The 25,267-nt window shown below is 61.5% G+C and carries 21 protein-coding genes and 1 pseudogene; 12 read left to right on the top strand and 10 right to left on the bottom strand.

Annotated features, from left to right (window positions below):
* Positions 1-2: 2 nt before the first annotated feature.
* Both AC0L3L_RS11695 and AC0L3L_RS11690 read right to left on the bottom strand, forming a co-directional pair.
* The gene (locus AC0L3L_RS11695; protein WP_473637669.1) at positions 3-1,061 is read right to left on the bottom strand and encodes a glycerophosphodiester phosphodiesterase family protein; all 1,059 of its coding nucleotides are present in this window, start codon (positions 1,059-1,061) and stop codon (positions 3-5) included.
* A gap of 93 nt (positions 1,062-1,154) precedes the next feature.
* On the bottom strand, positions 1,155-1,322 hold the full coding sequence (locus tag AC0L3L_RS11690) for a hypothetical protein (protein ID WP_473637668.1): 168 nt from the start codon (positions 1,320-1,322) through the stop codon (positions 1,155-1,157).
* A 176-nt stretch (positions 1,323-1,498) separates the two neighbouring features.
* On the opposite strand from AC0L3L_RS11690, the gene speB reads away from it, so the two are divergent.
* From speB to AC0L3L_RS11675, 3 genes are read left to right on the top strand one after another with little or no spacing between them, the layout of a single operon-like run.
* Positions 1,499-2,506: an agmatinase gene (gene speB / locus AC0L3L_RS11685; RefSeq protein WP_473637667.1), complete on the top strand. Its 1,008-nt coding sequence runs from the start codon at positions 1,499-1,501 to the stop codon at positions 2,504-2,506.
* A 23-nt stretch (positions 2,507-2,529) separates the two neighbouring features.
* On the top strand, positions 2,530-3,462 hold the full coding sequence (gene argC, locus AC0L3L_RS11680; protein ID WP_473637666.1) for an N-acetyl-gamma-glutamyl-phosphate reductase: 933 nt from the start codon (positions 2,530-2,532) through the stop codon (positions 3,460-3,462).
* Positions 3,463-4,302 (top strand): aminoglycoside phosphotransferase family protein, encoded by an 840-nt coding sequence (locus tag AC0L3L_RS11675; protein WP_473637665.1) that lies wholly within the window; start codon positions 3,463-3,465, stop codon positions 4,300-4,302.
* Here AC0L3L_RS11675 and AC0L3L_RS11670 read toward each other — a convergent pair.
* Positions 4,292-5,383 carry a COX15/CtaA family protein gene (locus AC0L3L_RS11670; RefSeq protein ID WP_473637664.1) on the bottom strand — a complete coding sequence of 364 codons (1,092 nt, stop codon included), beginning with the start codon at positions 5,381-5,383 and terminating at the stop codon, positions 4,292-4,294. The genes AC0L3L_RS11675 and AC0L3L_RS11670 overlap by 11 nt on opposite strands.
* A 152-nt stretch (positions 5,384-5,535) precedes the next feature.
* Between AC0L3L_RS11670 and AC0L3L_RS11665 the strand changes: the two genes are divergently transcribed.
* Positions 5,536-5,754: a DUF2842 domain-containing protein gene (locus AC0L3L_RS11665; RefSeq protein ID WP_029353452.1), complete on the top strand. Its 219-nt coding sequence runs from the start codon at positions 5,536-5,538 to the stop codon at positions 5,752-5,754.
* Positions 5,755-6,200: 446 nt separating this feature from the next.
* On the opposite strand, the gene AC0L3L_RS11660 is transcribed toward AC0L3L_RS11665, so the two are convergent.
* Positions 6,201-10,811: an nSTAND1 domain-containing NTPase gene (locus tag AC0L3L_RS11660; RefSeq protein WP_473637663.1), complete on the bottom strand. Its 4,611-nt coding sequence runs from the start codon at positions 10,809-10,811 to the stop codon at positions 6,201-6,203.
* A 456-nt stretch (positions 10,812-11,267) separates the two neighbouring features.
* Positions 11,268-12,323 (bottom strand): polysaccharide deacetylase family protein, encoded by a 1,056-nt coding sequence (locus AC0L3L_RS11655; RefSeq protein WP_473637662.1) that lies wholly within the window; start codon positions 12,321-12,323, stop codon positions 11,268-11,270.
* Positions 12,324-12,414: 91 nt separating this feature from the next.
* Between AC0L3L_RS11655 and AC0L3L_RS11650 the strand changes: the two genes are divergently transcribed.
* Positions 12,415-13,644, top strand: coding sequence for a GNAT family N-acetyltransferase (locus tag AC0L3L_RS11650; RefSeq protein WP_473637661.1), 1,230 nt, complete (start codon positions 12,415-12,417; stop codon positions 13,642-13,644).
* Positions 13,645-13,669: 25 nt separating this feature from the next.
* Here AC0L3L_RS11650 and AC0L3L_RS11645 read toward each other — a convergent pair whose 3' ends face one another.
* On the bottom strand, positions 13,670-15,856 hold the full coding sequence (locus tag AC0L3L_RS11645) for a GumC family protein (protein WP_473637660.1): 2,187 nt from the start codon (positions 15,854-15,856) through the stop codon (positions 13,670-13,672).
* 350 nt (positions 15,857-16,206) lie between these two features.
* On the opposite strand from AC0L3L_RS11645, the gene AC0L3L_RS11640 reads away from it, so the two are divergent.
* From AC0L3L_RS11640 to AC0L3L_RS11625, 4 genes are all read left to right on the top strand, one after another.
* Positions 16,207-16,770 (top strand): polysaccharide biosynthesis/export family protein, encoded by a 564-nt coding sequence (locus AC0L3L_RS11640; RefSeq protein ID WP_473637659.1) that lies wholly within the window; start codon positions 16,207-16,209, stop codon positions 16,768-16,770.
* A gap of 5 nt (positions 16,771-16,775) precedes the next feature.
* Complete coding sequence (locus AC0L3L_RS11635) at positions 16,776-17,906, top strand: glycosyltransferase family 4 protein (RefSeq protein ID WP_473637658.1); 1,131 nt, start codon at positions 16,776-16,778, stop codon at positions 17,904-17,906.
* 107 nt (positions 17,907-18,013) lie between these two features.
* Positions 18,014-19,549, top strand: coding sequence for an undecaprenyl-phosphate glucose phosphotransferase (locus AC0L3L_RS11630; protein WP_473637657.1), 1,536 nt, complete (start codon positions 18,014-18,016; stop codon positions 19,547-19,549).
* Complete coding sequence (locus tag AC0L3L_RS11625; protein ID WP_473637656.1) at positions 19,546-20,799, top strand: O-antigen ligase family protein; 1,254 nt, start codon at positions 19,546-19,548, stop codon at positions 20,797-20,799. The genes AC0L3L_RS11630 and AC0L3L_RS11625 overlap by 4 nt, the downstream gene beginning before the upstream one ends.
* A 693-nt stretch (positions 20,800-21,492) precedes the next feature.
* On the opposite strand, the gene AC0L3L_RS11620 is transcribed toward AC0L3L_RS11625, so the two are convergent.
* Both AC0L3L_RS11620 and AC0L3L_RS11615 read right to left on the bottom strand, forming a co-directional pair.
* Complete coding sequence (locus AC0L3L_RS11620; RefSeq protein ID WP_473637655.1) at positions 21,493-21,834, bottom strand: hypothetical protein; 342 nt, start codon at positions 21,832-21,834, stop codon at positions 21,493-21,495.
* A 421-nt stretch (positions 21,835-22,255) separates the two neighbouring features.
* Positions 22,256-22,678: an ATP-dependent DNA ligase gene (locus tag AC0L3L_RS11615; RefSeq protein ID WP_473489895.1), complete on the bottom strand. Its 423-nt coding sequence runs from the start codon at positions 22,676-22,678 to the stop codon at positions 22,256-22,258.
* 296 nt (positions 22,679-22,974) lie between these two features.
* Here AC0L3L_RS11615 and AC0L3L_RS11610 point away from each other — a divergent pair, with 296 nt between their 5' ends.
* Positions 22,975-23,253, top strand: a complete 279-nt coding sequence (locus AC0L3L_RS11610) for a hypothetical protein (protein WP_473637654.1) — start codon at positions 22,975-22,977, stop codon at positions 23,251-23,253.
* Between the two features lie 112 nt (positions 23,254-23,365).
* On the opposite strand, the gene AC0L3L_RS11605 is transcribed toward AC0L3L_RS11610, so the two are convergent.
* Together AC0L3L_RS11605 and AC0L3L_RS11600 are read right to left on the bottom strand one after the other, a co-directional pair.
* The gene (locus tag AC0L3L_RS11605) at positions 23,366-23,830 is read right to left on the bottom strand and encodes a hypothetical protein (RefSeq protein WP_473489897.1); all 465 of its coding nucleotides are present in this window, start codon (positions 23,828-23,830) and stop codon (positions 23,366-23,368) included.
* 121 nt (positions 23,831-23,951) lie between these two features.
* On the bottom strand, positions 23,952-24,131 hold the full coding sequence (locus tag AC0L3L_RS11600) for a DUF3606 domain-containing protein (protein ID WP_258117761.1): 180 nt from the start codon (positions 24,129-24,131) through the stop codon (positions 23,952-23,954).
* Positions 24,132-24,243: 112 nt separating this feature from the next.
* Between AC0L3L_RS11600 and AC0L3L_RS11595 the strand changes: the two genes are divergently transcribed.
* On the top strand, positions 24,244-24,402 hold the full coding sequence (locus AC0L3L_RS11595) for a hypothetical protein (RefSeq protein WP_258117762.1): 159 nt from the start codon (positions 24,244-24,246) through the stop codon (positions 24,400-24,402).
* Between the two features lie 545 nt (positions 24,403-24,947).
* Positions 24,948-25,267, top strand: a pseudogene (locus tag AC0L3L_RS11590) (terminase); the annotation flags it as partial.

The raw sequence follows: 25,267 nt of genomic DNA, 5'->3' as shown, positions 1-25,267 counted from the left end.
GTCTAGTTGATGCTCGCGGTGTTCGCCGGCTCCGCTGGTCGCGCCTCATCAGAATATGGCACGCGGTAGCCGTTTGCCGCCAGCCAATCGATCGCCGCTTTCGGCTCGTCGGTCTGGATGATTGTGGCGCCGCGCTCGGCCCAGAAGCCGTACGTCTCGCGCGGCAGACTGGCGAGCACCGCCAACTCGTCGCCGCGACCGCCGGCAAGGAAGCCGCCCGGTTTGTTGACGATAGCGTAGGTATTGGCCCAGATGTGCCAGTCGCCCCTTATCGCCGCCGCGCGCATGCGGGGGCTGAACAGCGGACCGCCGGTGTCGGTCAACGTCTCCGCGCCGGCCCGCCAGTTGATCATCTCGACCGCACGCGGCGAAAATATCCCGCTGACTTTCTCGGCGAAACCGGCGTCACGAACCGCGTCGTCGGCGATGATCGGCATGAACTGGAAACCGCTGCCGATCGCGCCCATGGCGGCCTTGACAGTGGTGATCCTGGCCGGGTTCCACAGGTTTTCCTTGACGATCACCTGCTCGGCCATGCCCAGGTCGCGCGCAACTGCGATCATGCCGGCCAGGCTGTCGACGTCGAGCTTGTTGTCGATGTTAATGAGGATCCTGTCCTTGGTCGCCACCAGCATCTCGCGCAGCGTCGAAACCGGCTCATCGGAGACGGCGCCAGTGCCCTCGATCACCAGTCTGCAGGTCTTGAGTTCGGCCAGCGTGCGCTTGACCACCTCGCCCTTGCAGTTCGTCGTGCGGTCGAGCCAGCTGTCGTGCATGACGACGAACTCGCCGTCCTTGGAGCGCCTGACGTCGACCTCGACGATTTCGGCACCAAGCGCGATCGATGCCTCGACGGCGGCGATCGAGTTCTCCGCATAGAGCGTCTTGCGGGCCTGCATGCTGCCGGCGCGGTGTGCCGCCACCATGACATGGTCGCGCCATTGGTTGGCGTGTTCGAAACGGTCGAGAATCTGTCTGGCGCGTGTTTCGCCTGCCGATGCCGAGCCTGTGACGAGCACCAGGGCGGCAGAAAGCAGAAGGTTCAGCCAGGTCGTTTGCATGAGAATCGCTCCGTACCGGATGGGAACCCGGTTAAGCGACGCACGTGACAGCCCAGTGAACGAAGCCGGCTTCGCAAATGCCGAAAAGTCAGGTCAATGCCGGCTGAAGCGACCGTTCTGCAATCTCGAACCGACGGCAATCAGCAGGTCGCCAGCAATCAGGTCGACGAGATCGATGCCGCCGCCGTAGCGGTCGGTTTGGCCGGGTGGCGCGCGCCCATATCTGTTCCGCTCCCGGCCGATGCCATCCGATGAGGGCATGGCTTTCTACTTTCGGTTGCATACATGCTTACCTACGCAATTTCCGGGTTTGCCATGCGGGCTCACCTGGCAAGCAAGAATTTGTGACCGAGCTCGAATGGCCATGGCCTCGGAGGGGGTCGCATTTCTGGGAATTATATCCAATAAGGTTGCGCCTCGACGCACAGGAGACCTTCATGCCGAACACCAACATCGACCACGCCTTCACCGCCCGGGCCAGGACAGGTGCGTCCTTCGAGCCGACCTATGCCGGCGCGCTGTCGTTCATGCGACGCAAATACACGAAGGACGTGAAGGGCGCGGACGCGGTGGTGTGGGGCATCCCCTTCGACGCCGCCGTCACCAACCGGCCGGGCGCGCGTTTCGGACCGCAGGCGATTCGCCGCGCCTCGACCATCCTCGACAACGATCCGCAATACCCGTTTTCGCGCGATCTGTTCGAACATCTCGCCGTGGTCGACTATGGCGATTGCCTGCTCGACAGCGGCAATCACCAGAAGACGCCTGGGACGATCGAGCGCGAGGCGGCAAAGATCCTGAAATCCGGCGCCTTCCTGCTATCGCTCGGCGGCGACCATTTCGTCACCTGGCCGCTGCTCAAGGCGCATGCCGCCATCCACGGCCCGCTGGCCCTGGTCCAGTTCGACGCCCATCAGGACACCTGGCCGGACGATGGCAAGCGCATCGATCACGGCTCCTTCGTCGGCCGCGCGGTCAAGGAGGGGATTATCGATCCCGACCGTTCGATCCAGATCGGCATCCGCACCCATGCACCCGACACCTTCGGCATCAAGATCCTGTACGGCCACGAAGTCGAGGAAATGCGCGCGTCCGATATCGCCTATGCCATCGTCGACCGCACCGGCGGCAAGAAGGCCTATGTCACCTTCGATATCGATTGCCTGGACCCGGCCTTCGCGCCCGGCACCGGCACACCGGTCGCCGGTGGGCCGTCCTCGGCAAAAATCCTGTCGGTGCTGCGCCAGATCAATCAGGTCGATATCGTCGGCGCCGATGTCGTGGAGGTTGCGCCGGCCTATGATCACGCCGATATAACGGCAATTGCCGGGTCGACGGTGGCCATGCACTATCTCGGGCTGCTGGCGGAACGAAAGGCCCGACTCGAAGAGCTGAACAGCGGCAATAACGTCGTTGCCGCATTGAATCAGGCAGGCGGCATATAACTATCAGGAATTAAAGGCAGGCAATGAAACCGAAAATCTTCATCGACGGCGAGCACGGCACCACCGGTCTCCAGATCAGGGCGCTGCTTGCCGAGCGCGGCGACCTGGAGATCATCTCCATTCCGACCGAGCGCCGCAAGGAACCGGCAGCTAGAGCCGAGTTCCTCAACGCCGCCGATGTCGCGATCCTCTGCCTGCCGGACGCAGCCGCGAAGGAAAGCGTCTCGCTGATCACCAACGACACAACCAAGGTCATCGACGCCTCGACCGCGCATCGCGTGGCCGACGGCTGGGAATATGGTTTTGCCGAAATGGACAAGGATCAGGCGAAGACAATCGCCAAGGCAAAGCGCGTCGCCAATCCGGGCTGCTGGCCGCAAGGTCCGATCGCGACGCTCAGGCCGCTGGTCGCGGCCGGGCTGTTGCCGCCGGATTTTCCAGTTACCGTCAACGGCATTTCGGGCTATTCGGGCGGCGGCCGGCCGATGATCGAGGACTATGTCGCCAAGGGCGAGGATGCGTCGGAATTCCTGCCCTACGGGCTGACCCTGCAGCACAAGCATGTGCCGGAGCTCAGGACCTATGCGAAGCTGTCGCATGATCCGATCATGCAGCCGGCGGTCGGCAATTTCGCGCAAGGCATGATTACCGTGGTGCCGCTGCAGCTCGGCGGCCTCGACTATGTGCCGACCGGCGCCGAGCTCCATGCGGCGATTGCCGACCATTTCGCCGCTATCGATGGCGGCGTGGTCGAGGTGGCGCCCTATGTGCAGCTTGAGCGCGTGCCGGAGATCGATCCCGAAATCTACAACGGCACCAACCGGATGATGCTCTATGTCTTCGCCAACGACGACAGGGCCCAGGCGCTGCTGCTCGCCGTCTACGACAACCTCGGCAAAGGCGCCTCGGGTGCTGCCGTACAGAACATGGATCTGATGCTCGGCCTCAAGCCCTGAATGGACGCTCCGGCATTTCCAAAACGCTGGAAGGTCAACGCGCCAGAACTGATTGCCGAGACGTTCAGCAGCCGCGTCTGGAAGGTTGTTCGCGCGGACGGCTCGCCGGCGATCGTTAAGGCCCTCAAACCTTTCGACGATGTCGAAGACGAGTTGCGCGGCGAGCATTTTCTCGCCTGGCGGCGCGGCGAAGGCGCGGTGCGGCTGCTCGGCCGCGACGGTCACTGCATGCTGCTCGAACATGCCGGCGAAACCTTGCTGTCACAGGTTCTCGCCGAGCAGGGAGACAATGCCGCCACAGCAATCGCGGCCGAAGTGATGGCAAGACTGTTCTCGCCATCTGACCACCCTGCCCCACCGGATCTGCAGCCGCTGCGGGTACGGTTTTCCAGCCTGTTCAAGAATGCGAAGATCGATCGCGACGCCGGCGAAAAGAGCCTCTATGTCGAAGCGGCTGCGACCGCGGAACGGCTGTTGGTCGATCCTGTCGACGTGCTGCCGCTGCATGGCGACCTGCATCACGACAACATCATGCTGGGACCGCGCGGCTGGCTGGCGATCGACCCGAAGGGCGTTCTCGGCGATCCCGGCTTCGATGCGGCGAACATGTTCTACAACCCGCTCGACCGCGACGATCTTTGCCGTGATCCCCGGCGGATTGCCCACATGGCCGAGATCTTCGCCAAGACGCTCGGCCAGACGCCGCCAGCCATTCTGGATCACGCCATCGCCTATGGCTGCCTGTCGGCGTCATGGCATCATGAGGATGGCAACGCGATCGAGGAAAGCCGCGAATTATCCATTGCCACGGCGATCAGGACTGTGCGGCTCAGCCTCTGACGGCGATCTGGTTGGGCATGGGATAAGCGCCCTTGGTGCCGCGCCAATGCGCTGCGGCGAAACCCAGCAGGACAAGCGCAAATGCCTGATGCATCAGCGCCATGTGCAGCGGCACGTGCATCAGCAGCGTGCCGATGCCGATCAAGGCCTGCGCCAGCACCAGCAGAAACAACAACGTCGCGCGGTGCGCATGCGTCGTGCCTGGCTGGCGGCGGTGCGTCGCGATCATGTGCCAAAGTGCTGCGACGAAGATCGTGTAGGCGCCGAGCCGGTGGATGAACTGGACTGTCTTCGGGCTCTCGAAGAAGTTGCGCCATGCCGGCTCGAGGATCAACACATCGCCGGGGATGAGCTTGCCGTCCATCAGCGGCCAGGTGTTGTAGCTCAGGCCGGCATCGAGGCCGGCGACCAGCCCGCCGAGATAGATCTGGATCAGTGCCAGCAACACCAGAAAGCCGGCCAGACGCTGCGTCGAACGATCGGCGGCGGGCGCGGAGTGTGGGGCCAATCCACGCGCGACCACCATGGTCGCGGTGAAGATCAGCGCGGCCAGCGTCAGATGCGTCGCCAGCCGGTACTGGCTGACGGAGACCCGGTCGACCAGCCCGGACGCCACCATCCACCAGCCGATCGCGCCCTGCAGGCCGCCGAGAAGAAGAATCCCGATCAGTTTCGGCCCAAGCCCGCGCTCGATGCGACGCGTCGCCCAGAAGAACACCAGCGGCACGGCAAAAACCACGCCGACACCGCGCGCCAGGATCCGGTGCACCCATTCCCACCAGAAGATCGACTTGAACGCTTCGATGCTCATGCCCTTGTTGAGCTCGGCATATTGCGGGATCTGCTGGTACCGCTGGAACTCCTCCTGCCATTCGGCGTCGTTGAGCGGCGGGATGATGCCGTGGATCGGCTTCCATTCGGTGATCGACAAGCCGGACTCGGTGAGCCTGGTGGCGCCGCCGACCAGCACCAGTAAGAACAGCACCAGAAGCACGACGTAGAGCCAGCCGCGCACCAGCGCCCGGTTGCGCAGGTCGCGGTCGCGGGCCACGAAAGGCGCGGCAGCTGATATGGCAGCCATAGGCTTGTCCCGGCAGGTTGCAGTCGCGGATTGGTGAACCATCGCAACCCCGCTGGCAAGACCGGACAGCGCGGCACGCCGTCGCGCCGCTTCTTGGCTGTTGCGTGCCTCTTCCGTTGGGCCTAAGCGATAGGGATCAACCGGATCGCGAAATGCCCATTCGCCTGAAGAAGCTGATCGGAACCTTCCTGCTGGTGGCGCTGGTCATCGTCTATGCGCTGGTCGCATCGATCGTGGCGGTCGCCCAACTGGCGGAATCGGGACCGTGGGCGCATTTCCTGTTCTTCCTGCTCAGCGGCATGCTCTGGGTGCTGCCGGCTATGGGCATCATCAAATGGCTGATCCTGGAGCCCCCGCGGCCGAAGAATTGACGCTCGCTCGCCGCCACTAGTGGTGAAAGCCTGACGCTTGCTACCCGACGCGTAGGGCAGCTCAGGGTGGTTTTCTGCCTTCCGTGTCGCCGATCGGCACGCGCAGGCGGCGCCAGAAGCGGCTGTTCAGTTGACAAACATCCAACGGCGGGAGTCGACGCATCCCGGCCGCTCAACCAATGCCCTTGCTCTAGCACCCTTGCCGCTGGCTGCATAAAACGTCGCTGATTGGCCGTCCCGTTAGACCTCCTCTAGGGCGCACGTACGAGAAGGTGGGCTGGCATAGGCTCCGTTTATCAACCGAAGATCGCTTTTTTTGCACCCGGCTTCAAAATTGCGGTTCAGCAAGGCGGAATTTTTGAACGCCAGAACTGCCATTCGCTCTTAGCTCGGAACGGCTGACGCCGACCATCGCGTGGTGAGGTCGACAGCGCATTGGAGCGATATCAGCTTGGACAGTCGCCAACTTCACCTTCGACAGGAAGGAAGAAACGTCGCCGTTCGCAGGCGGTCAGTTCGCGTGGCACAATCCCACGTGCGTAGTCAATGAGGTCCAGAGGTGTTTGGAACGCGCGAATTATTCGGACGCTATCATCACCGGACACGATTGCGATCCTCGTTCCATCGGAATTGAAAGCCGCGCGCATCAGCGCCGGTCGGTTGGCCTCGTCCTCCCGGCTGGCAAGCACTGCGATCTCGCGCCCCGACTGCGCCGCCCAGAGCCTGACCGTGCGATCCTGAGACGACGTCGTCACGACATACAAACCGTTAGGACTGATTTGCGCGCTGTCCACTGCGCCGCTGTGACCCCTGAGAACGACCTTTTCTGTTCCTACCGGAACGCTCCAGATTCGAACGGTCCCATCGCGTGAGGCAGTTAGGAGAGACTGACCGTCCTGGCTGAACGCGACTGCTGTCAGCTCGTCGCTGTGGCCCTTCAGCGTCGCGACACTGTTTCCGTCCTTGATCGACCAGATCCGCGCGGTGCGGTCGAGTGAACCCGTGACAACCAGTTGGCCGTCTGGACTGAAAGCGGCCGCGGTGATTCGGTTCTGATGCCGGATGAGAACCTTGAATTCAGTTCCGTCCGTCTTCAAAAGGTGGGCAGCGTTGTCGTCCGTCGCGGTAAGGACGAGATCCCCGTCCTGGCCGAAAATCGCCTGTGGCAACTTCCCGCTTGTCTTGATGGTGGCCAGTTCGGCGCCGCTTGCCGCGTCCCACAACTGTGCGGTACCGTGAGCCGAACCCGTCGCTAACATGTCTCCCTTGGGACTAAATTGAACTTGAAGTAGCCCGTCACGAGATTTGAGCTGCGCGACCTCGCGTCTGCTTGCAACGTCCCAAACAAGAACTCGGCCCCCAAGAGATGTGGTTGCAACGCGACTTCCATCAGGGCTGAACGTCGCACTTTGGACAGTTTCGTGTGTGTCAAGCTCGGCTATCTGACGTCCGCTTACAACATCCCACAGGTGCGCTGCGCTATCCCCACCTCCAGTCAAAAGGTGCACATTATCGGGACTAAAGACCGCAAAGGCCGGTGGATATTCATGGGACAGCGCAGTTGTCAGAACCCCGTCGATATCCCAGAGCCGAGCGGTGCGATCGTGCGATGCAGTGAGAAGAATGCTGTTGTTAACTGGGCTGAATTCCACGTGCTCGACCAAGGCGTCATGGCCGATGATGGTGGTGAGCAGCGACGTGCGCTCGACATCCCAAATACGAACCGTGCCGTTGAGGGAAGCGGCAGCCAAGAACCGATCGTCTTGGCTGAAGACGCTGTTCATTTCCTGATCGCGCTCATCCGGGCCCATGTAACTTAGTTTGAGCCCCGAGGACTCCTGGCCGAGCACGCCAAGCAAATTACCCGAGATTCCGTCCCAGAGTCGTGCGCTACCATCGAGTGATACCGTCGCAATTCGACGGCCGTCGTGACTGAACATTACGCCTTGTAATTGTGTGTCGCTCTTGTGACCGGCCAATGTCGCAATTTCCATGCCTTTCGACACGTCCCAAAGATGCGAAAGGAAAGGGTATGAAATTGGGCCCCACGAGCTTATCAGGAGCCGGCTTCCGTCCGGGCTGAATGCGACGCTGTACGGCCAAGCGTTAACCCGCAGAGTCCGGTTCAGTTTGCCATCTTCCGCATTCCAGATAAGAACGGAGCGTTGATCGCGTTGTGCGATTGCGAAGCTCTGGCCATCGGGACTAAAGCTAGCCAGGGAGCTTCCACGTCTCTCTACACTTAGGATTTTCCTTCCGGTTTGAGCGTCCCAGAGTGATGCATCGCTGTTCTCCCCCGCTGTCAGCACCCGGGTGCCGTTTGGGCTGAAAATCGCCGTAGGAAAATTGCCGACCGGCTGAAGTAAAAAGAGCTGCTCCCCTGAGGTGGCGTTCCAGATGCGCGCGGTGCCATCTCTAGCAACTGTAATGACGCGGCTTCCGTCCGGGCTGAACTCGGCTCTCTCAACGGCGCCTTGGTGGCCCTTCAGAACCGCAGTCTCGGTACCATTCAGGGCGTCCCAAATGCGTGCCGTCGCGTCATGCGATGAGGTGACAATGCGGTCGCCGGTCCGATTGAAAGCTGCATGCGTCACACTGGCGTCTTGATGGAAGATCCTCGTTTGACGATGCGCTAACAAAGCCTTGTAAAGCGCGGCCTCCGCATCAACGATGTATGGGCGTCTGTGCTCAGATGTGCCCGTCGGCAGCGCTTCTAGCGCCAGCAAAACCGCGGCCTCAGTATTACCGCTCGTTGCGGTTTGCTGCGAAAGAAACGCAAGCGAAAGAGACTGGTTGCGCAGCGCCTGGTCGCGCGCCTCAAGGGCCTTCCTCTCGGCCGACCTGGCCTTGTCGGCGCTCATTTGCGCCAGCACCGCCTGCCGCATTGCTTCCTGCTGTCCTCTGAACCCAATGAATGCGCCTGCTCCAGCCAAGAGAGCCAACACCGTCGCGACACTGGCCGCATAGCGCGTACGTCGTGCCAGCTGTATCGCAGCAGTTGCTGCCAGATCCCGACGCTCAGCTTCTCCCGCGAGCCGGTCGGCCTCGCGCTCCAAGCGTTCGCGTCTTGCTACTTCAGCAGCCTCGATCAGTGCCCGCTCTGCTTGCCGGTCCTTCTCCTCTCTCTCCTTCTGGGCACGTGAGGACGCCTCGATGTATTCAACGACTTGATCGTCGATTTCCTGGCGTCTCGACAGCAGCAATTCCTCGCCCTCGGCGAGACGCTTGCCGGACGGCAGCAAAAGATCGCGGTTCTTGTTGTCCGAGTGCCATCGATGGGCGTCAGCCTTGAGCCGAGCCCGCGTCTCGAGGAAGCTCCTATTCGCGTTGACAATGTCGCTGGCGCGCGGCCAGCGGCTGAGCAGCGCCTCATGGGCCACGCGGACGAAGACATGGCCCGCGGCATCTTCATCACTGACGAGGAGCCGGGCGGCGATCAACGCGTCGACGAGAGCCAATCGTGCCGGCTTTCCAGCCACTTCGCTGAGCAGGACTGGACTTGCCGTAACAGTTTCATCGCCCGGACGCACCGTGGTGAGAGCGCGCAGCACCGCGGGCAATGCCTCCTGGATGTCGGGCGGGAGCGCGTCGACGACTTCATCGGCGCGGCGCGCGATCGCCCCTTCGAGGCCGCCAAGCGCACGATACGCAGCAAAGGTGAGGATCCGGCGCTCCCGGCCTACCTCGTACAGCGCATCGAGAACGAATTCGAGAAGCGGCAACGATCCGGGATCGGCGGCTGCCGCGTCCTGCAGCACGTCATCGAGCCGCCCCAGATCGGCGCGCTCCTCGAAGCGGAGTGCGGCAGCACGAGCCGGCTCGCGAATGATCTGGGCGATCTCAGGGCTCGTCGGCGGCAAGAGCTCATAGCTGCCGAGGCCGTCCTTCAGCGCCGAGAAACCTCGGACTTCGCCGCAGCGGTGAAAGAAATCCGACCGGATCGTCGCAATCACCCAGACCAGTCCGCTGCCGGCGAACGCCGCCAAGAGCCGCACAAGCGCTTCGCGCGACGCCGGTTCCTTCTCCGTCGTGAACAGCTCCTCTGTCTGATCGATGGCGATCAGCAATCGTATTTGCGAAGGGACCGAGCCAGCGGCGGTGGCTGCTTTGCCGAGTGCCTGGCGGATCAGAGTCATCGCGCGATCGGGAGCGCTTCGACAGAGTTGAGTCAGCTCTGCCGCTGTCAGTTCGAGAGCCAACTCGGGCAAAGCACCTTCGCGAAGGAGTCCCGCGGTCAACGAGGCGACAGCATCAGGCCCTTCGGACGGGCGGATCAGGCAACGGCGCCACAAACTGATGCCTACCACTGCGCCGGGTCGGGTGATTGAAGGCATCAGCCCCGCGCGCAGAAGAGAAGACTTACCGGAGCCGCTCATCCCGTAGATGAGCAAAAATGCTTTGCCGTTGGCTGCGAGCTGTTCCAGCCTTTCGGTGCAAGCAGTGATCGCCCGCGCTCTGCCGAAAAAGAGGTCGGCGTTTTCAAATTCGAAGACGTCGAGACCGCGAAAAGGCGACCTGACCTGTTCCTCCGAAGCGAGGGGTACACGATAGACGTGCACAGGCCGGGCGATATTCTTCACCTTGTGCTCGCCAAGATCGATGAAATCGAGCGAAAGCCGATCGCGAGCCTGCGCATAGATCGCCTCGGAGACACATATTCCGCCCGGCCGTGATAACGGTTCCAAACGCGCGGCGACGTTGACGCCGTCGCCCATGAGGTTGTCACCCTCTACGACGACATCGCCGAGGTTGATGCCGATGCGAAATCGCAGGCGGCCTGGCTCGGGGAGGTCGGCGTTCTGTCTATCGATTTCCAACTGGATTTCGGTGGCACACCGCAGCGCCTCGACAGGGCTTGCGAACTCCGCGATGACACTGTCTCCGGCGCTGCCGAACACCCGTCCCTCATGGTGCACAATCAGCCGGTCAATGATCTGGCGATAGGCTCTCAGGGTCGCAAGAGTACCTTCCTCATCCCTGCCTATCAGCCGGCTGTAGCCGACCACATCGGCTGCAAGGATGGCAGCCATTCTGCGCTGAACGCGATCCACGGCCATAGCCAGCTCCCGCAATCCTGAAGCATCCTAAAGGAAATGGCGGCCGATGAGGAGGGAGGCACCAAGCTTACCCGAAGGACGGCGTTGGCAATTATTCCTTTTGACCTCAACGCACAGTTTCCGCCTTTGTAGCGGAGAAGTCCAATCCCAGTCGGTTCTGCCAATACCAGCATAATTCTAGTTTTATTGATCGTCCATTGGACCTCCATCCCGTGGCGCACTTGCGACAACGGGACACCGGCATAAGTCCCGCCTATCAACCGAAGATCGCGTTTTCGCACACGGCTTCAAAATTGCCATTCGCAAACGACCGGGTTTGACCTGACCCGGACTTCCAAGGTGGTTCCACGGAACGGCAGCTAGGGGTCACGACGTTCCCTTGACCTCCCATCAGGGATGGTCCGCAAGGGGTCGGTTCTTGCCGTCCACCGGTACCAAGTGTCAGACTTTCACCACTTAGATGGTGACAAGCATCTTGCCGGCATTGGCCAGCGGCGTCGTCACACCCGACAGCATCGTGCGGATATGGGCAACGCTCTGATAGCGACCGTTGAGCGAAATGCGCGGCAGCGCGTGCAGGAAGCCGGCATGTTCGGCGCGCAGCACGCCGTGGCGTGTTGTCACCGCCGAGGCATAGCCGGCGTCGCGGGCAAAGCCGACTTCGCGGTCGCCAACGGCGCTGGCATAGCCATAGGGATAGGCGAAATGGCGCGGCGCCTCGCCGAGTTCGGCCTGCAAGATGCGCCTGACGTCGTCGACCTCGTGCCGCGCATCGGCTTCGGGAAGCCGCTTCAGATTGCGATGATTGACGGTGTGCGCGCCGATCGTCACCAGCGGATGCCCTGCCATGGCGCGGATCTCGTCCCAGTTCATCAAAGTGCTCTGGCGCGCGTCCCGCTCGATGCCGTTCGACCGCGCCAATTCGCGCAGCACCGCGCCCTGGTCCTCCTCGCGGACCTCCAGTGTCAGATGGTCGTGCAGGCGTGCAAAGGCCTGGAGTTTCTTGCCCGGGGTCGAGCAGTCGATCGTCACCGGACTGTCCGGTGTTGTCAGAATCAAGCGGTCGCGCGCGCTGACGATGTCCTCGACCACCTCCCACCATAGATCGGCGGCGCCGTTTGTCAGCCCCGGCGCGACATAGATGGCAACCGGCGCGCCGTGCTTTTCCAGCACCGGCAGCGCCTCGGTCATGTTGTCGCGGTAGGCGTCGTCGGCGGTGATCGCCGCGAACTGGCCATCCTTGCCGCCGGCCTTGATGCGCTCGATCGCTTCGTCCAGCGTGACGAACGTATAGCCGTTCACCGTCATATCGGCGATCACGGCGTCGAGGAACTCCGGCGCGATGTTGAGATGCCGGTTGACGCTATCAGGTTTTTCCGGCCTCGCGGTGACCCGGTGCAGCATCAGGATGGCGCCGATGCCGCCGACAAACGGCTTGGCCAGCGGGGCAAGACCGGTATAGCGGACGACGTTGAGCGCCAGTTTCCGGATCGCCTCGCCCCCGTCGATCATTCATTCACCTTTTGCGCCTAGGCTCATCCAAGCACGGAATGCGCCTATGCGAGCCCCCAATCGCGGTGAATACGCCTTAAAGGATTGAGGTATGGTTGACGCCACCGCGTCATTTGACGGCAATCGGCTCGAAGCAATGGAGGCGGCGCCGCGCGCGTTGCCTGCGGATCATGCCGGCCTGTCGGTCTCGGTCGCCGACGGTGCGGCACTTGCGGGCTATGCCGAGTTCTTCGGTTCGGCGCTGTTCGCGCCGGCGCAAAGCCCGGCCTGGATCCTGAACTGGGCCAGATATGCCGAAGCGAACACCGCCTTAGTGACGCTGAACGCTGACGGCCGACCGGCTTTTTCGTTGGCGCTGGAAGTCACCAGCCGCGGTCCGTTCCGCGTCGCCCGTTTCATGGGCGGCCGCCATGCCAACGGCAATTTCGCCGCCGCCGATCCGTCTTGGCTGACCAAGGCGGATGGCGCGGCAGTCCGCTCGATGCTGGCGGCGATCGCCAGGGCGCGGCCGGACATCGACCTCGTCGCACTGGAACGGCTGCTGCCCGATCTCGACGGCATTGCCAATCCGCTTTTATCCCTCCCGCATTTTCCCAGCCCCAACCTGTCGCTGGCCGTCGACTTGGCGGGAGGTTTTGATGCGCTGCTCTCCCGCGCGAGCGGCAAGCGCAGGCGCAAGAGGCACCGCTCGCAGGCGCGCAAGTTAGAAGCCGTCGGCAGCCACCGCCGCATCGAGGCGCAGACAGTGGACGAGGTGAACAGACTGCTCGATGCATTTTTCGAGATGAAGGAGTTCCGCTTCCGCAAGATGGGCGTCGCTAACGTCTTCGGCGAGCCGAAGGTTCGTGCTTTCTTCCGCGCGTTGTTCGTCGAAGCGCTTTCCGACGACACGCCGTCCTTCGTGCTGCACGGGCTCGAAGTCGCGGGCAAGCTTCGCGCCGTCACCGGATCGAGCCGCTCGGGAAAACGCCTGATCTGCGAGTTCGGAGCGATCGCCGACGACGACGTCGCCCATGCCAGCCCCGGCGACTTCCTGTTCTTCGACAACATCGAGGAAGCCTGCGAGAGGGGGTTCGATGTCTATGATTTCTCGGTCGGCGACGAACCCTACAAGCGGCTGTGGTGCGATATCGAGACCCAGCATTTCGAGGTCCTGATTCCGCTGACGATGAAGGGCCGCGCGCTGGTGTTCGTCCTGCGGCAAGGCGCGCGCCTGAAAGCCGTCATCAAGAACAGCCCGACGATCTGGAAGCTGACCAAGATGCTGCGCCGCAGGACCGCCGGACAGGCAGCACCTGCGGCGGGCGAAGAAGACAGCTGATCGCTGCCGAGATTTCCGGGACGTCTCAGGCGGCGGAGCGCCGTCCGGGTATCGGCGTCCCTGGCGTCTCGTGGCCGACCGGCGTCACCAGCGTCAGGTCGGGATAGCCGCTCTCGATCAGCTCGACTGCGGCCTGAGCCACCTCGTCGTCCGGCTCCAGCAGCGACAGGAAGACCTCGGTGTCCTCGCCGACAAGGCGGCTGATGCCTTGCGCGTCTGCGGGTCCGCATTCGACCACGACCAGATCGTAGGCGGTGGTCAGCGACTGCATGATGATCGGCAGGCGGTCGGCGGCGCGCATGGCGCGGACCGGAGCGGCGGTGCCGACGGGAATGACGTGGCAGTCCGAATAGAGATCGGGGTGGATCACGTCGCTGAACTGCGCTTCGGAGGCGAGCAGATTGGTGATGCCCGGGAAAAGCCCGCTGTCCAGCATCGGCCGCGAGGCGGCGCCCGAAGCGGTGAGATCGAGCAGGAGCACACGCAGGCCGGCGTCGGAAACCTCACGCGCCACCAGCACCGCCGAGGCGGCCGCCTCGTCGCCTTCCGGCGACACGAATATGGCGCGTGCCGCAGCGCTTGTGATCAGTTTTTCAACCGCCCTGTCGATTTCGACCTCGCCAAGGGTGGGGCGCGCCGGCTCGACGTCCTCGCCAGTTGCTGGGGCAGTTGCCGGCGCCGCGGCAGCCGCTTCCGGCTCTGCCTGCGCTTCCGCCCGATCCTCGACGTCCTCGATATCGGCCGGTTCGCGGTTGGACGGTTCGCGGGCAACCGGCATCGCGACCTGTTCGATCCGCTCGAAGCGGGCGCCGGCGGCCGGCCGCATGGCGCGACCCGAAAACAGCTCTTGCAGAAGCGTCACCGTCGCCATCAGCAGCAACGAGCCGACGAAGGCCGCACCGGTGATCGGCAGGATTTTTGGGAAATAGGGCTCGGACGGCGCCACCGCGCGGGAAAAGACGCGGGCGTCGACCGGCAGATAGTTGCTGTCCTTGCGCGAGGACGCCTCGCGGTAACGGGTGAGATAGGATTCGAGCAGTTGCCGCTGGGCGGTCGCTTCGCGCTGCAGCGCGTCCAGTTCGACCTGCTGATCGCCGGCGCGCGCCGATGCCGCCTTCAGCGTGTTGACGTCGGCGACAAGCTGGTTTTCGCGGGCCTGGGCGGTCTGCGCCTGCGTCATCAGCCCTTTCATGATCTTTTCGGCCTCGTTGCGGATCTGGCGGTCGAGATCGGCAAGCTGCGACTTCAGCGCCCGGATGCGCGGATGATTATCGAGCAATGAGGTGGAAAGGTCGGCTATGTTGGTCTTGAGCTCGACCTGCCGCTCGCGCAGCCGCTGGATGAGTTCGGAAGACAGCACCTCCGGTACCGCATCCAGCGAGCCGCCATTCTGCAGCGCCCTGCGCACGCTGTCGGCAGTCGCTTCCGCCGAGGCGCGATTGGCGCGCACCCGCGACAGTTCGCTGGACAGTTCGGAAAGCTGTTGCGTGGCGAGCACCGAATTGTTGCCGCCCATCAAAAGATCGGACTGGGCGCGGTAGCTTGCTACCTTGGCCTCGGCATCCTTCACCCGCTTCGACAGGTCGGCGATCTCCGGCGCCAGCCAGTCGGTCGCGGCGGAATTCGATTCGATATTGGCATTGCCCTGGACGGAGATGTAAGCGTCGGCTATGGCGTTCGGAATTTCAGCAGCGAGCCGGGGATTTTCCGAGGAGAATTCGATGACGATAACGCGAGATTTTTCAACGCGATAGACGTTGAGCTTCTCGCGCATCTTCGTCAGCACGCGTTCTTCCGGCGGAATCTCGTTGGGGTCGCTTTTCAGACCGGCGATGACGAGCAGACGGCTCAGTACCGGCATGTCCGCCGTCTCGTCGAATTCGGCAAGCCGCGACAAATTGAGCTTCTGCGCCACCTGCTTGAGGATGTCGGTCGAGGAAATGACCTCGACCTGGCTGGTCACGCCTTCCTCGTCGAGAATCGGCTTGTCGTTGTCATTGGTGCCGTCGGGGCGCGTATAGACCGATTCACGCGTTTCGATCAAAAGCCGTGTTTCGGCCCTGTAATGCGGCGTGGCGAGCCAGGTGAGCGCGAACGCCAGGCCGGTTATGACTAGCGCGACGACTAGAATGCGCAGCCAATTCCTCGCAAGGCTTGCGAAGAGCTGCCTGAGATCGACGTCGACATCTGCGGCCGCGGATTGAACGGACATGCATCCTGCTCCGGTACCTAAAGCACGTCGCGTTGCACAGGTTCATGCGACGCGCTTAAGCTCTTGTTTTCATGCATGTCGTTGCCCCAAAACCGCTGCGCACTTTTGGGGCGACATGCATTGGTCAGGATGCACCGTAAACAACTATGGTAACTCAGCCGTTAATATCGCGGTAAGCATCTGTTAGGTTTTTACTCGCAAGCGGCAGGTAAAAGCATCGGAACCGGCCGTCTCTCGTCGCTTCGGCCGCGCGCCTTTACCGGCCATTAACCCTAACGGGATGATAACGGACCTCGACTCCCAAAGTTTGCCGCGGTGTAACAGCGGCCAGTCGAAGGTACGTGTCCGGCATGAAAAGCACTGCTTCCCTCTTCCGCGCGCTGCTCACCGTGTCGTTGCTTGCCGGCTGCTCCAGCTACCGGCCGGCGCCGGCCGCCTTTCATAAAATGCTCGATCAGCCCTATCGCCTCGGCGCCGGCGACCGGGTCCGCGTCACCGTGTTCGAGCAGGAAGGATTGACCAACTTCTACAGCGTCGACCAATCCGGTTACCTGTCGATCCCGCTCGTCGGCGCCGTACCGGCGCGCGGCCACACCGCACAGCAACTTGAAGGCGAGATCGCCGACAAATTACGCCAGGGTTACCTGCGCGATCCGGACGTTTCGGTCGAGATCGACCGCTACCGGCCGATCTTCATCATGGGCGAAGTCGGTGCCGCGGGCCAGTACTCCTATGTTCCCGGCCTGACCGTGCAAAAGGCGATTGCCATCGCCGGCGGTTTCAGTCCCCGCGCCAACCAGGAAAGCGTCGATATCACCCGCGACATCAACGGCAAAGTCATGACCGGTCGCGTGGCCACCTCCGACCCGCTCCTGCCCGGCGACACGGTCTATGTTCGCGAACGCCTGTTCTAGTCCACGTGGCGGACACACTCAGGATCGTTCACTGCTTTCGCTCACCTGTCGGAGGGATTTTTCGTCACGTGCGCGACCTGACCGAGGCGCAGGCCGCCGCCGGGCATGCCGTCGGCATCGTCTGCGATTCGACGACGGGCGGCGACTTCGAGGAACATTTGTTCGAACAGATGAAGGGCACAATGGCGCTCGGCATCCATCGTACGCCGATGCAGCGGCATGTCGGACCGGGCGACCTCGCCTCGGCCTGGCGCACATTTGGGATCATCAAGGAATTGCGGCCGGACGTGCTCCACGGGCACGGCGCCAAGGGTGGCGCTTATGCCCGCCTGTTCGGCTCATTGTTGCGGGTATCAAGGTCTCGCGTAGCCCGCCTTTATTCGCCTCACGGCGGCTCTCTTCATTATGACGAGACCACCGCCACGGGGAAGCTGTTCTTCGCGCTCGAACGGTTCATGGCGCGCTTCACCGACTATCTTCTGTTTGTCTCCGATTACGAAAGGCAGACATATCGCAGAAAGGTCGGCGAACCGCCCATCCCGAACAACCTTGTCTACAACGGCCTGAGCGCCGCCGAGTTCGAGCCGGTGCGGACCGAGCAGACTGCGGCCGACGTCCTCTATATCGGCATGATGCGCGACCTCAAGGGGCCGGACATCTTCATCGATGCGCTGGTCCTTGCCGGAACGCGGCTTGGCCGCCCGGTGAAAGCGGTGATGGTCGGCGACGGCGACGACCTGCCACGCTACCATGCGCAAGTGAAGCGGCTCGGGCTCGAAGGCCATATGCGCTTCCTGCCGCCGATGCCGGCGCGAAAGGCCTTCGCGCTGGCCGAACTGGTTGTCGTTCCCTCGCGCGCGGAAGCCATGCCCTACATCGTGCTGGAAACGCTCGCCGCCGGCAAATCGATGATCGCCACCGCCGTCGGCGGCATCCCGGAAATCTTCGGAGCCGGTTCCCCTGCCCTGATCCGGCCTGACCCGCGCGAACTCGCCGGCAAGATGAGCGTGGCGCTGGCCGACCCCGAAGCGTATAGCAGTGTGATGCCCGACACCGCCGACCTCAAGACGCGATTCGGCGCCGACGTGATGGCCGCCGCGATCGAGACGGCCTATTTCGCCGCGCTCAAGCGTTAGCCCCAAGGGCGCTAGCCCCAAAAGCTTCTCCAAAGCCACCTGTTGTTTCAAGGGTTTCTTAGCTCTCTTTTGCTATTCACCTGAGGGAAAGCTTTGCGGATGCACCCATGAACGAGATCGATCCCGCACGCCGCTTTTCGATAGACGCGGTGCGCAAATTCGACGGCCCGGCCAGCGGCGATAAGCTTGGCGGGATGAACGACGTCGCCCGTCAGGTCGCGTCGCAATACCGGCGCGATACGATGTCGCCGATCATGGTCAGCGGCGTCTTGCGCATGGTCGAATTCGCGCTGCTTTTCCTGTCGGGCCTCTGCGTCTATTTCTACCATGTCGGCTTCTTCAGCCATCTCGCCTGGCAATACCCGCTGACGATCGCGGCCGCCTCGTTCCTCGCCGTGGTGCTGTTCGACGTCACCGACTGCTACCAGGTCGTCTCGTTGATGCGGCCGCTCGCCAATTTCGGCCGTCTCCTGCTGGTCTGGGCCGGCACCTTCGCCTTGATGGCGCTGACGGCATTCGCCATGAAGATGTCGGAAGACTATTCGCGCCTGTTTTTCGGCACCTGGTTCGTTGTCGGCTTCATGCTGATCTTCGGTCTCAGGCTAATGATGTCCAAGCTGATCCGGCGCTGGGCGCGCAACGGGCGCATGGAGCGCCGGGCCGTCATCGTCGGCGGCGGCACGGCGGCGGAAGTCCTGATCCGCTCTGTCGAAAAGCAGCCCTACAACGACATCCGCATCTGCGGCATCTTCGACGACCGCGGCGACAAGCGCTCGCCGCCCATCGTCGCCGGATATCCGAAGCTCGGCACCGTTTCCGAGCTCATCGAGTTCGCCCGCATCGCCCGCATCGACATGCTGATCGTGTCGCTGCCGCTGACCGCCGAATCGCGTGTCCTGCAGCTTTTGAAGAAGCTGTGGGTGCTGCCGGTCGATATCCGGCTCTCTGCGCATTCGAACGCGCTGCAGTTTCGGCCGCGCGCCTATTCCTATATCGGCTCGGTGCCGATGCTCGATATCTTCGACAAGCCGATCAACGACTGGGATTCGGTCGCCAAGCGCGCCTTCGACATCGTCTTCTCGATCATCGGCATCATTGTGTTCTCGCCGGTCATGCTGGTGACCGCAATCGCCATCAAGCTCGACAGCAAGGGACCAGTGCTGTTCCACCAGAAACGGCATGGCTTCAACAACGAGATCATCGAGGTCTACAAGTTCCGTTCGATGTACACGGACAAGGCGGACCCGACGGCCAAGCAGACGGTGACCAGGAACGACCCGCGCGTCACCCGCGTCGGCCGCTTCATCCGCAAGACCTCGATCGATGAGTTGCCGCAGTTCTTCAATTCGCTTTTCGGTTCGCTGTCGCTGGTCGGGCCGCGCCCGCATGCCATTGCCGCGCAGTCGCACAACCTTCTCTACAATGAGGTGGTCGACGGCTATTTCGCACGCCACAAGGTCAAGCCCGGCGTCACCGGCTGGGCGCAGATCAATGGCTGGCGCGGCGAGATGGATACCAACGAGAAGATTCGCATGCGGACGGAATACGACCTCTATTACATCGAGAACTGGTCGCTGCTGTTCGATTTGAGGATTCTGTTCCTGACGCCGATCCGGCTGCTCAATACGGAAAATGCCTATTGAGCGCAGTCACGCATGAACTGCCGCCGGCTGCAGTCAACGCCAAGCTGATCGCGCTGATTGCGTCGGGCGCGGTTTTCCTCGGCGTCTTTCTGTCCGGCTTCGTCATCGCCGAGCCGGCGCCATACGACCTCTGCATGGTCGGGCTGATCATAGTGTGGTGCTTGTTCGGCCTGAGGATATCGCGCGCGGCGGCGCCGCTGCTGGTGCTGCTGGTGGTCATGAACATCGGCGGTATGATCTCGATGACCCAGATGTCGGATATTGCCGGCACTCCGCTCTATCTCTCCGTGTCGCTGTTCCTTGCCTTCACCGCGGTGTTCTTCGCCTCGGTGACATCGGTCCAGCCCAATCTCTACCGCGTGATCTTCTTGGCCTATGTGATGTCGGCGGTGCTGACCTCGCTGCTCGGCATAGCAGCCTATTTCCATGCCTTCCTGGGGGCAGAGGTCTTCACAAAATACGACCGCGCCACCGGCGCCTTCCAGGATCCGAACGTGTTCGGGCCGTTCCTGGTGCTGCCCGGCATTTACCTGCTCTACCTCCTGCTGACAGGCCCCGTCTCACGCATGCCCTTGCTGGCGGTGCCGCTGCTGATCATCACGGCCGGCATTTTGTTCTCCTTCTCGCGCGGCGCCTGGGGCATGTTCGGCGTTTCGGCGATCCTGCTCACCAGCGCCCTGTTCCTGCAGAGCGCCAGCGGCAAATTCCGGCTGCGTGTCGTCGTCATGACCGTCACCTCCATCTCGCTGCTGGTCATCGCGATGCTCATCGTCCTGCAGCTGCCTGGCGTCTCGGAGATGTTTTCCAGCCGCGCCCAATTGGAACAGAGCTACGACACCGCCCGCCTCGGCCGTTTCGCCCGCTACACGATCGGTTTCCAGATGGCGCTGGAGCATCCGCTCGGCATCGGCCCACTCGTCTTCGGCACGATTTTCGGCGAGGACACACACGACATCTGGCTAAAGATGCTGATGGATTATGGCTGGCTCGGCTTCGTGTCGTTCCTGACGCTGACCTGCTGGACGATATCAGCCGGCTTCCGCATTCTCCTGCGCGAAAGGCCGTGGCAGCCCTACCTTCTGTGCGCCTATGTCGCCTTCATCGGCAATATCGGGCTGGGCACCTTCATCGACATCGATCACTGGCGCCATGTCTATCTGCTGCTCGGCCTGATCTGGGGCGCCATCGCATTGGAATACCGCCATCAGCGGCAGTTGCGACCGCTGGCGCTGCCTGCGCCGGCGGCATGATGGATTTCTGAAGCAAGTCTAAGTTTTTGGGGGCAAGTCTAAGTTTTGAAATGGTCGGAGTCGCCGGAATCGAACCGGCGACCCCTTGACCCCGAGGAAATTGGGCGCAACGCGGATTTCTATTTAAGTCATCGCGTTATGCCGTTTTCCCCTTCCTAGTTCGGGGCTTTTTTCGGGACTTCGCGGCAGCGTTTTGGAGCAAGTCCATCGCTGCGGCCAGCTCTTCGTTCAGCACGTAGGCGTAGCGAGTGGTGGTCTTAGCCATTGCCGTCGAATATAGCGCGAACTCGCAGCAGGGCTGGTGATGGGCATAGGCATAGCTGTCGGCATGGCGCTGGCCGGATGAACTTAGGCGTCGCGCAATCTAACGTCCAGGCGGCAACGCCATCAACACGACCGCGGCAACGGCCGTATCCGGGGGGCGAAACGTTGATCGTCATCTAAGCACCCCACCAAACGATGGCCGCACACAGCAAAAACACGAGCGCGGCACCCGCGATCAACATACCTCTTCGCGTTCGCCACCTTGGCGGCTCAGCCGGCACAAGCCTGAACCGCTGGGCATGCTCCGTTGCGATTTTAAGTAGGGCTGCAGCCGTTTCGCGCGGCGTCCACCCCTGCGCTTCCGAGGCGGTCACCAGGGCTGCAAATGCGACTTCCAAGGCGACTTCACAGTTGACGTCCCGATCTGGGCTACCCTTTGGCAATATGGGTGGTTGCACGGCTTGGGACATGCACACAAAGCGGCTCGCGGATGAAAGGTTCCCGCGTTTCGAGCCCTTCACTTTCGAAGGTCGGCTTCCAGTCGCGATTGCGCGCCCGCTGCTGGCCTTCGTAGTCAGGAATGCATGTGAAGAACACCTGCCGGCGGACACGGCCGGCAGCCTTGCAATTTGAGCAGATAAAGAGCCCGACCAGGTCGTCATGCATCGAGCCGTGGTCACGGCCGAGCCTGTCAGTCAGCGCCTCGATGTCGAGCTTCGTCGACCTCTGCGTGAAATCAATGCAACTTTCAGCGCTATGATTAGCTCTCACTAATATGCTATACGCAAAATGGTGAGGGGCTAGTTCCATGAGACAGTTGCTAGGACACATTGCATTGGCGTGGCTTGTGCTGCCCGGCGATGCAGACGCCCATGATTGGTATACGGGCAAGACTGATCCCGTTCTTCACTATGACTGCTGCGGAAACAAGGATTGCCACCCGATCGATTCCAACGACGTCAGGATGACTAAAGACGGCTATTTCGTCAGGCTGCCGCGCCCCGCTTACTTGAATGAAACCCAGGAAGCGGAGTGGTTTATCCCCAGAGAGCGTGTCCAGACCTCGCCTGATGATCGATACCATATCTGCGAACGGCTAACGACGTTTTATCGAACGATCATTCCCCATATGAAGTTCGAGGCCTATCACAGATTCAGATGGACGTGCTTCTTCGCGCCCAATGGCACAAGTTCAATCCAGCCGGATGAGATCTACTTCCGGCTTTTGGATTTCAAACTGACCAACTACCCATATTAGAGATGGCTTGAATTTTGCGCAAAGCAGGATCATGCTTAGACCGCGCGGACCAAGCTTAACTTGGTTTAAGATTTGCTTTTCCCGCTCTCTTCGCAGCGAAATACCATCCTCGTTCAAGACGATGATTTCGCCGTCGATAATGGCACTCTCGACGTCCATCGTCTTGGCCGCCGTCGCTAGGTCGCGGTATTTGGCAGTCCAATCAAGGCCGCGCCGGGTGAAAATGCGAATGTCCGCGTTTTCGATGATGATTTGTGACCTGTAGCCGTCGAACTTAGCTTCATGAAGCCAATCGTCACTTTTGGGCGGCTTGTCGACCAAGGTCGGCATTAGTGGCGGGACAAACTTCAAACGCATGCTTTGACTCGCAAAACCGCGATTCAATTAGCATGCTCTTAATTAGTTCCGGAAAATTTTAATGAATCGTTGACCGCGCTGTCCCAGAACAGGACGGCGCGGTCTAAACCCCAAACGGGCTGCGCTGGCGGCTCCGGCAATTCGCCTTCCCGCGCCACTGTCGGAGCCGCTACCACACTCCTCCAAAATACCAGTAATGGTTGAATCAACTGTTACTGCACGTGCTTTCCAGTGCGTTTTCCCAGTCGTTAGACTTTGATGGAACAGGCCTCGCCTCGTCCGGGCGGAAGCCCGTCTTGCCCTTGCGGCTCGTCTTGCCCTCGCGGCTCGAAAGCGGCATCTTCCTAGCCATGGGGGATGTTGCAGCGAAAGAGCCAAAGACGGTCTACGGCGCCGATATGACGCCCTATGGCGTGTTCATCTTCGCCAAAACCTACAGGTTGAACGCCGATGTCCTAGTGGTCCCACAGATCGGGCCAAGCCTGTCCGATCACCCGAGAACGTTTCTCTACTTCCAGGCGCTAGAAAACTATCTCCGGTGCTTCCTTCTGCTCCAGGGCAAAAACGCCGGATGAAGTCCGCGAGTACCAGCACCATTTCGGCAAAATGCTTGATGAGAGCAAGCCTCGGGCTTGTGGTGCCAAAGGCCGTGGAGAAGTTCATCCACTCGCGCACTCTTTCAAATGACTACACACGCCTAAGGTACGATTTTAAGCTGGATGATCCGGAGGATCCGACGCGACAACCTCCCCCATGCAACAAATGCAGCGTGCGGTCAGGGTGCTCGAACAGGCCGTCGGCCGCGCTGTCGAGGCAGCGGACCCAGAGTTCATAACGATGGGCGATTTGAAACTCTTCAAGATATCGTTCGGCCAATGTAAGGCAGTGATCTAAGCCGTTCCGGCGCAGCACCTTCGCGAGCGGCCAGTTGTCATTGGCTGCTTCGCGTGGCTCGCCGGCATACCAAGCCAAACCCGACGCGATAAATTGCTCCGGTGAAGGGCCGTCTCCCGAGCGAGTGATAGGCGTTCCTAGGGGACGTTTGACGCGGCATGGCGACCATTCGATCTCATCGGTCTCGGGCTTTCTACGATTGTCATCAACAGCGATACCGGCCTCGAGCGCAAGTCGATCGAGCTGTTTGAAAGACATTGGATTTCCCCATGAAGTCATCCGCCAGGATGGTGGTGAACCGGCCAGGCCGGGCAGTCCGTTTCCGCAAAGTGCGTGTCGGTAGAAAAATCAAACGCGCCAGCCAAGGATCGGAAGGCCCCTAGTCGTCTTCCTTCTGGATCTCGGCTTCTTCTCTTAGCTTTTGCCAGTCGGCCCCGTGCTTGCGAAGCAGGGCTCGCGCTTGTTTCGGCGTCACGTCTGTGACCTCCGTCAAGTGCTCAACCTCAAGCTCTGCACCTTTCTTGACCCGGCTCGTATCGGTCGATTTCTTTCGGGCCACCTCTGCGCCTCCTTGCTCCACGGTCAGTGGCAACGAGTGTCGAACGTTGAGGTTCCACCCATGTGGAACTATCTGCCGGCCGCATGGTTTCTACCGCCTAAGGGAGACAACTATGCTTAGACTGTTGCTCGTTGCAGGCGCCCTCTACGCGGCATTCCAAATTGGTAGAGAATACGGCCGCGCCGAAGCCGAAGCGTTGCTATCGCCGCCTGTCGATGACGAGCATCGCCCGACGGCAAGCGACGAAGCAGAGTTCGGCGAGCCGCCATAGGGGCGCTTGCTCATCGTCATTCGCGGGCTTCAAGTCTGGCCTGATCTTCCAGAATTCGTTCCAACTTATGCGGCGAGCTTGAACGGTGCCGTCGCCGATGGTGACGGCGTGGGAAGTGGTCATAGGGGGCTTCGTGGATGGCGCTCGAGGCGGCTGTGATCTCTGCATCGAACTTGGCGACGCCCGGAAAACGCGCGTCGCCAGGGTTGGTGGCGAGCACAACAGACCAGGGTTGGTGGCGAGCACAACAGAAAGGATACGCATTTCGGGTTCCCTTAGAGGAGTTACGCAGGCTAGATTCGGAGTAGCCGAGGCCCACGAATGCAGAACATTCGGGCTTTCACTTCGGGACTTTTCGGGACTCCGAGTTCCGAAAACGGGCGATTTGAGCGCCTTTCGTTCCGAAAATGGAAAAGGCGCCAGAAGCGCCTTCAATAAAAACTAGGGATCTCAAGGATTTAATGGTCGGAGTGGCCGGATTCGAACCGACGACCCCTTGACCCAGCAAGGGCTTCGCCGACATCAACCTGCGCCGCCGAATGCTGATGCGGTTCAAGACCCACCACGAAGCCGTGCGGAAGTGCGTGCTGCTCTACGTCGGCGACCACGATCCCGCTGGCCTGCTGATCTCCGATGTCATCAAGTCGAACCTGATGGACTGCGCCAACGTCAAGGGCGTCGACTTCGATCCGTCGCCGATCCGCGTCGAGCGCATCGGTCTGACGCGCGAGCAGATCGACGACCTCGGCCTGCCTTGGATCGAGAACTTGGAGACCGGCAGCGGCAAGGACCTCGGCGATCCGGGTCACCCCGATCACCGCAAGCCCTACGTCCAGAACTACATCGCCAGTCAAGGTCGGCGAAA

This window comes from Mesorhizobium sp. WSM4849 (assembly GCF_055811385.1).
The sequence above is the reverse complement of the archived record's forward strand: the minus strand, read 5'-3'. Positions and strand labels throughout refer to the sequence as shown.